General features: G+C 62.4%; 13 protein-coding genes. All 13 read right to left on the minus strand.

The features are described from left to right. Window positions 1-15 precede the first annotated feature (15 nt). Window positions 16-384 carry a 50S ribosomal protein L14 gene (gene rplN / locus KGZ40_00250; protein ID MBS3955953.1) on the minus strand — a complete coding sequence of 123 codons (369 nt, stop codon included), beginning with the start codon at window positions 382-384 and terminating at the stop codon, window positions 16-18. 78 nt (window positions 385-462) lie between these two features. Beyond that, on the minus strand, window positions 463-726 hold the full coding sequence (gene rpsQ, locus KGZ40_00255) for a 30S ribosomal protein S17 (GenBank protein ID MBS3955954.1): 264 nt from the start codon (window positions 724-726) through the stop codon (window positions 463-465). 21 nt (window positions 727-747) lie between these two features. Continuing rightward, entirely contained in the window at window positions 748-963 is a 216-nt protein-coding gene (gene rpmC / locus KGZ40_00260; protein MBS3955955.1) for a 50S ribosomal protein L29, read from the minus strand. After that, on the minus strand, window positions 964-1,389 hold the full coding sequence (gene rplP / locus KGZ40_00265; protein ID MBS3955956.1) for a 50S ribosomal protein L16: 426 nt from the start codon (window positions 1,387-1,389) through the stop codon (window positions 964-966). A 2-nt stretch (window positions 1,390-1,391) separates the two neighbouring features. Then, the gene (gene rpsC, locus KGZ40_00270; GenBank protein MBS3955957.1) at window positions 1,392-2,090 is read right to left on the minus strand and encodes a 30S ribosomal protein S3; all 699 of its coding nucleotides are present in this window, start codon (window positions 2,088-2,090) and stop codon (window positions 1,392-1,394) included. Window positions 2,091-2,097: 7 nt separating this feature from the next. Then, complete coding sequence (rplV, locus tag KGZ40_00275; GenBank protein MBS3955958.1) at window positions 2,098-2,439, minus strand: 50S ribosomal protein L22; 342 nt, start codon at window positions 2,437-2,439, stop codon at window positions 2,098-2,100. A 3-nt stretch (window positions 2,440-2,442) separates the two neighbouring features. Continuing rightward, window positions 2,443-2,718 carry a 30S ribosomal protein S19 gene (gene rpsS, locus KGZ40_00280; GenBank protein MBS3955959.1) on the minus strand — a complete coding sequence of 92 codons (276 nt, stop codon included), beginning with the start codon at window positions 2,716-2,718 and terminating at the stop codon, window positions 2,443-2,445. A gap of 32 nt (window positions 2,719-2,750) precedes the next feature. Beyond that, complete coding sequence (rplB, locus tag KGZ40_00285) at window positions 2,751-3,581, minus strand: 50S ribosomal protein L2 (GenBank protein ID MBS3955960.1); 831 nt, start codon at window positions 3,579-3,581, stop codon at window positions 2,751-2,753. Between the two features lie 146 nt (window positions 3,582-3,727). Beyond that, window positions 3,728-4,021: a 50S ribosomal protein L23 gene (gene rplW, locus KGZ40_00290; GenBank protein ID MBS3955961.1), complete on the minus strand. Its 294-nt coding sequence runs from the start codon at window positions 4,019-4,021 to the stop codon at window positions 3,728-3,730. Continuing rightward, window positions 4,021-4,644 carry a 50S ribosomal protein L4 gene (gene rplD / locus KGZ40_00295; GenBank protein ID MBS3955962.1) on the minus strand — a complete coding sequence of 208 codons (624 nt, stop codon included), beginning with the start codon at window positions 4,642-4,644 and terminating at the stop codon, window positions 4,021-4,023. The genes rplW and rplD overlap by 1 nt, the downstream gene beginning before the upstream one ends. 51 nt (window positions 4,645-4,695) lie before the next feature. Beyond that, the gene (gene rplC, locus KGZ40_00300) at window positions 4,696-5,319 is read right to left on the minus strand and encodes a 50S ribosomal protein L3 (protein ID MBS3955963.1); all 624 of its coding nucleotides are present in this window, start codon (window positions 5,317-5,319) and stop codon (window positions 4,696-4,698) included. A gap of 124 nt (window positions 5,320-5,443) precedes the next feature. Beyond that, window positions 5,444-5,752: a 30S ribosomal protein S10 gene (gene rpsJ, locus KGZ40_00305; protein ID MBS3955964.1), complete on the minus strand. Its 309-nt coding sequence runs from the start codon at window positions 5,750-5,752 to the stop codon at window positions 5,444-5,446. Window positions 5,753-5,788: 36 nt separating this feature from the next. Beyond that, window positions 5,789-6,373, minus strand: a 585-nt coding sequence (tuf, locus tag KGZ40_00310; GenBank protein MBS3955965.1) for an elongation factor Tu, incomplete at its 5' end; no start/stop codon positions are given.

Raw genomic sequence — 6,373 nt, forward strand, 5'->3', positions numbered from 1 at the left:
CTGTTCCCAGCCCTCCTACAGGACTTCGGGCGCCAACGAGACGATCTTCATATACCGGCGATCGCGCAGTTCGCGCGCTACCGGACCGAAGATTCGAGTTCCTCGCGGGTTGCCCTGATTGTCGATAATGACCGCAGCGTTCTCGTCAAACTTGATGTAGCTGCCGTCGGGACGGCGTATCTCTTTCTTCGTGCGAACGACGACAGCACGGACGACGTCGCCCTTCTTGACTGTGCCGTTGGGGATGGCTTCCTTGACCGTGCACACGATCGTGTCCCCCACCCGGGCATAGCGGCGCTTCGAGCCGCCCAGCACCTTGATGCACAGCACCCTGCGCGCGCCCGAGTTATCGGCCACTTTGAGCCGTGATTCCGCCTGTATCATCTCTGCTATTCCTCCGAAACCGCGTCGGCGCGCGAGAGGTGCGGCTCCCGATGTGGAAGCGCACGTCGACCGCCGTCCCTACTTGGCCTTCTCAACGATCTCGACGAGCCGCCACCGCTTGAGCTTTGAGAGCGGACGTGTCTCCATAATCTGGACCACGTCACCTACCTGGGCGGCGTTGTCCTCATCGTGCGCGTGAAACTTCGTGCTACGGGTGATCATCTTGCCGTAGAGGGGGTGGCGCTTGCGGTCGGAGACCTGCACCACGCACGTCTTATCGCCGGCGGCGGACACCACGGTGCCCTGACGAACCTTACGCCTGTTGCGCTCAGTAGTAGTCATCACTCTTCCTCCACCGTCTCCTTAGGACGCTCGCGCGTCGCTCGACGCGCTGATCTGACGAGCGCGTATCTCTGTGAGCAATCGAGCGATATTCCTCTTGACGGAACCGATTCTCGCGGGGTTGTCGAGCTGGCCGGTGGCGAGCTGGAACCTCAGATTGAACAACTCGGCACGTGCTTCCTTCACCTTCTCCACAAGATCGGAGTCTGCGAGATTCTTGATCTCTGTCATCTGCATCTATCCCTCACCACCAGCGTCTGCACGGGTGACAAACTTGCACTTGATCGGCAGCTTGTGCGCCGCGAGGCGCATCGCCTCTTTGGCGACCTCCTCAGGCACGCCAGCGATCTCGAACATCACCCGGCCCGGCTTTACAACAGCGACCCACTTTTCGGGGCTTCCCTTGCCCGAACCCATGCGGGTCTCAGCGGGTTTTTGCGTGATCGGCTTATCGGGGAAGATGTTAATCCACACCTTTCCGCCACGCTTCATGTAGCGCGTCATCGCGACACGGGCCGCCTCAATCTGGCGGTTGGTGATCCACGCCGCCTCGAGCGCCTTCAGGCCGAAGTCACCGTACTGAACGTCGGTGCCCCCCTTGGCCACACCCTTCCTTGAGCCCCGCTGCACTTTGCGGTGCTTTACTCGCTTAGGCAGCAACATCTCTACGTTCTCCCTCCACGATCATTGCGGCGCCCTCTCGACGGACGAGCGTCGGTCGGGGATGGCAACTCCTGACCTGGGAGCACCTCTCCGCGATAGATCCAGACCTTAACGCCGATAGCGCCCATGGTCGTGCGAGCATCGGCCGTTCCGTAGTCGATCTTGGCGCGCAGGGTGTGCAGCGGCACACGACCCTCGCGGTACCACTCGCGACGACCCATCTCGGCCCCGCCGAGACGTCCAGAGCACTGGATCCTAATGCCAAGCGCACCGCTCTTCATCGCGGACGTGACCGCTTTGCGCATGGCTCGGCGGAAGGCGACACGGCCCTCGAGCTGCTCGGCGACGCTCTGCGCGACCAAGACCGCGTCGAGCTCTGGGCGCTTGATCTCAACGATGTTGACCGAGACGGTCGAACCCGCGAGCTTCTCGAGGTCCTTGCGGAGCGCGTCAACCTCGGTTCCCTTCTTGCCGATCACGATGCCCGGGCGGGCGGTCCACAACTCGACGACCACCTTATCGCCCTTGCGCTCGATCTCGATGCGGGACACCGCGGCCCGGCGTAGGCGCGTATGCAGATACTCGCGAATCTTGAGGTCCCCGGCGAGTGTGGAGGCGTACTCTTTTCCGGCATACCAGCGAGAACGCCACTGCTCAGTGATTCCCAGCCTTATACCTATAGGGTAAACTTTCTGGCCCATGCGGCTCCTACGCCTCCTCTCGCTGCTTGACTACTACAGTGATGTGACTTGTGCGCTTGCCGATCTTAAACGCCCGACCCTGGGCGCGCGGACGGATCCGCTTCAGAGTCGGACCCTCGTCTACGAACGTGGTTGCGACGACGAGGCTGTCCCTGCGAATCTTCAGGTTCTTCTCGGCGTTGGCCACCGCGCTCATCAATACCTTCTCGACCACCTCGGCCGCCGCGCGCGGCGTGAATGTGAGGATGGCCGCGGCCTCATCTACGGACTTGCCCCGGATCAGGTCGACAACAAGCCGAGCCTTGCGGGGGCTAACCCGCACGTAGCGTGCAACTGCTCTCGCTTCCATCTGCTACCTCTTGCCCTTCTTGTCGGCCGCGTGACCCCGGAACGTGCGGGTCGGCGCGAACTCTCCGAACTTGTGGCCGACCATCGACTCGGTCACATAGACCGGAACGTGCTTACGGCCATCGTGAACGGCTACGGTATGACCAACCATCTCGGGAAAGATCGTCGACGCTCTCGACCAAGTCTTAATGACCTTCTTCTCGCCGGCCTCATTCATCGCGTGGATCCGGCCGAGTAGCCGCGGCTCGACGTACGGTCCCTTCTTCAGACTTCTACTCATGATTCTGGCTCCAGCTTCCGTACGGTCCGGCGCTACTTCTTGCGACGACGGATGATCAGGCGGTCAGAGGCCTTGCCTTTCGTGCGAGTCCGGTGACCCTTGGTTGGCACACCCCACGGCGTCACCGGGTGGCGACCGGCGGTCTTGTTCTTGCCCTCGCCGCCGCCGTGCGGATGATCGACCGGGTTCATCGCGGTCCCGCGCACTGAGGGACGGACACCCTTCCAGCGGTTGCGGCCCGCCTTGCCGATCGAGATGCCCTCGTGTTCCGCGTTACCCACAGCGCCCACCGTGGCGCGGCACGTGATGAGAACCTTGCGCATCTCCGAGGAGGGCATACGCATGATCGCGTAGCCTCCTTCCTTCGCCATCAACTGGGCGGAGGTACCGGCCGAGCGAGCTAGTGCCGCACCCTTCCCAGGCTGGAGCTCTATCGCGTGAACGACCGTACCCGTAGGGATGTCCTTCAGCGGCAGGGCATTACCCGGCTTGATGTCGGCATCTGGACCCGACATGATCATCGTACCGACCGTAAGCTTTTGCGGAGCGAGAATGTAGCGCTTCTCGCCATCCACGTAATGGAGCAACGCGATTCGAGCGGAGCGGTTCGGGTCATACTCGATAGTAGCGACTTTCGCTGGAATCCCGTCCTTGTTGCGCTTGAAGTCGATGCGACGGTACCTGCGCTTGTGGCCGCCTCCCTGGTGCCGGGTCGTGATCCGGCCCTTGTTGTTGCGTCCGCCCTTCCTGTGCACAGGTTCGAGCAGCGACTTTTCCGGGGTCGACGTCGTGATGTCGGCGAAGTCCGACACCGTCTGGAATCGTCGACCCGGCGAGGTCGGCTTATACTTCTTTAGTCCCATCTTCTCTCCTTCCGTCCGATGGCCGGTCCGCCTGGGACGTGCGCGCCTCACTCACGCGCGGCGGCTCCGACGCCGGACTACCACGGTGCCGGGCGGCTCCATCCGGCATCACACCGAAACCCGGTCACCTCGTTCCCGGTACGGCCCTAGCGGGCCTCGAAGAACTCGATCGTGTCGCCCACTTTCAGGCTAACAACGGCCTTCTTCCACGAACGGGTATGCCCAGCACGCCAGCGAAGGCGGCGCGGCTTACCCGAGACGTTCATCGTGTTCACCTTCGTGACCGTCACGCCGAAGATTTCCTCGATCGCATCAGCGATCTGCGGCTTCGTTGCGCGTTTGTCGACCTCGAAGGTATAGCGGTTCTGCGCAATCAGGTCGTAGGACTTCTCTGAAACGACCGGACGCAGAATGATAGCACGCGGATCGCTGTTCTGCATCATGCAAGCACCCCTTCGAGCCAGCTCAGCGCGGGTCGCGTGAAGAGCACGGCCACGTTGTCGATGAGGTCGTACGTGTTTGCCTCGGACGCGGTGATGACCCGCACCTTAGGAAGGTTGCGCAGTGACAAGATCGCGTTGACATCACTGTCCTCAACAACGACCGTCACGCGTCCGTCGATACCGAGAGACGCGAGCACTGCGGCGGCCCGCTTGGTCGAAGGCTCGTCAAAACCGAAGCCGTCGATCACATGCAAAACGCCTTCAGCGGTCTTGGCCGAGAGCGCCGAGCGCATCGCAAGCTTGACCACCTTGCTTGGAACCTTGAACGCGTAGCTGCGAGGACTTGGCCCAAATACCACGCCTCCCCCGCGCCACTGAGGTGCCCGGATCGTTCCCTGCCGGGCGCGGCCAGTGCCCTTCTGGCGCCATGGCTTCCTTCCGCCTCCGGTCACCATACCGCGCGTCTTGGTCGAGTGCGTGCCGGAGCGGCGGGCCGCCATCTGACTGCGGACCACCTGGTGCATGGCGAAAACATGCGGCTCTATGCCGAACACACCATCGGCAAGCTGCGCGGTTTCGACCGTCTTGCCAGCCGTATCCTTAACTTCTACCTGTGCCATCGTTTCCTACTCCTCGAAAGAGACGGTACCTAAGTCCGTTCTTGTACCGTCTTACGCCGACTTGATGGTGAGCAGCGTACCGCGCGGACCGGGGACCGCACCTCTGACAAGAAGCAGGTTTTGCTCCTCGTCCACCCTCACGACCTCAAGGTTCCGGACCGTGACGGTCTCGTTGCCCATCTGACCAGGCATCTTCCTGCCGCGAAAAACGCGCGACGGCGTAGACGCCTGTCCCACCGAGCCGGTAGCGCGGTGGAAATGTGATCCGTGACCGCCGGGTCCTCCCCGGAAGTTGTGGCGCTTCATGACGCCGGCGAACCCTTTTCCTTTGCTCGTGCCGCTCACGTCAACGACGCCGCCCGCCGTGAAGATCGCGACAGTGAGCTGATCGCCAGCTTTCACATCGCTATCTGGCTCAGAAAGGCGCACCTCGGCAACGTGCCGCTTGGGCGTCACGCCCGCCTTCGCGAAATGACCCGCCATAGGCTTGTTTACCTTTGACTCCTTGATGTCGCCAAATGCGATCTGTACGGCGTCGTAGCCGTCACGCGCGATCGTCTTGATCTGGCTGACCACGCAGGGGCCGGCCTCAATCACCGTGACCGGCACGAGGCGATCGTCCTCACTCCACACCTGCGTCATTCCCAGCTTCCTGCCGAGAATCGTCGTAACCATCGTTCTCTCCGTCCTTCATGCGGTCGTGGCTCCTCTCGGTCGCACACTTGAGTGCGCTCGCCAGCGGACCGCTCCTGTCGCACGCACCCAGCCGAGAACTGCTCGGCGGATGCGAAGCGCCTGCCTACAGCTTTATCTCAATGTCGACGCCCGCGGGAAGATCGAGCCGCATCAGCGAATCGACCGTCTTAGGCGTAGGCTCGAGAATGTCGATGAGACGCTTGTGCGTCTTCATCTCGAAGTGCTCCCGGCTATCCTTGTTCACGTGCGGCGAACGGATGACGCAGTACAGATTGCGCTCCGTTGGCAGCGGAATCGGACCGGAGACCTTCGCGCCCGTCTTCTGGGCGGTGTCCACGATCATCTTCGTCGACTGGTCGACGATCTCGTGGTCGTAGCCCTTGAGCCGGATCCGTATCTTCTGGTTCGCCAACTCTCTACCCTCCGTGTCAGACGAGACGTGTCTCGGTCACTTCAATATCTTGATAACGCGGCCCGAGCCCACCGTGCGGCCGCCCTCGCGGATGGCGAAGCGCAAGCCCTCCTCCATGGCGATCGGGGCGATGAGCTCGCCGCGTATCTCCACGTTGTCGCCGGGCATGACCATCTCGGTTCCCTCGGGCAGGTGCGCGACACCGGTCACATCGGTCGTGCGGAAGTAAAACTGCGGACGGTAGCCGTCGAAAAACGGGGTGTGGCGGCCGCCTTCCTCTTTGGTGAGCACGTAGACCTGGCTCATGAACTCGGTGTGGGGAGTGATCGAGCCGGGCTTGCAGAGCACCTGGCCGCGCTCGATGTCGGTGCGCGACACGCCGCGCAAGAGCACGCCGACGTTGTCGCCGGCCTGCGCCTCGTCAAGGAGCTTGCGAAACATCTCGACACCGGTGACGACGGTTTTGTGGGTGTCGCGGATGCCGACGATCTCGACGTCATCGCCAACCTTCACGATGCCGCGCTCGACGCGGCCGGTGGCCACCGTGCCGCGGCCGGTGATGGTAAAGACGTCTTCGACGGCCATGAGGAAGGGCTTTTCGATGTCGCGGGCAGGCTGGGG

The sequence above is a fragment of the Clostridiales bacterium genome, from assembly GCA_018333995.1.
Lineage (GTDB): Bacteria > Actinomycetota > Coriobacteriia > Anaerosomatales > SLCP01 > JAGXSG01.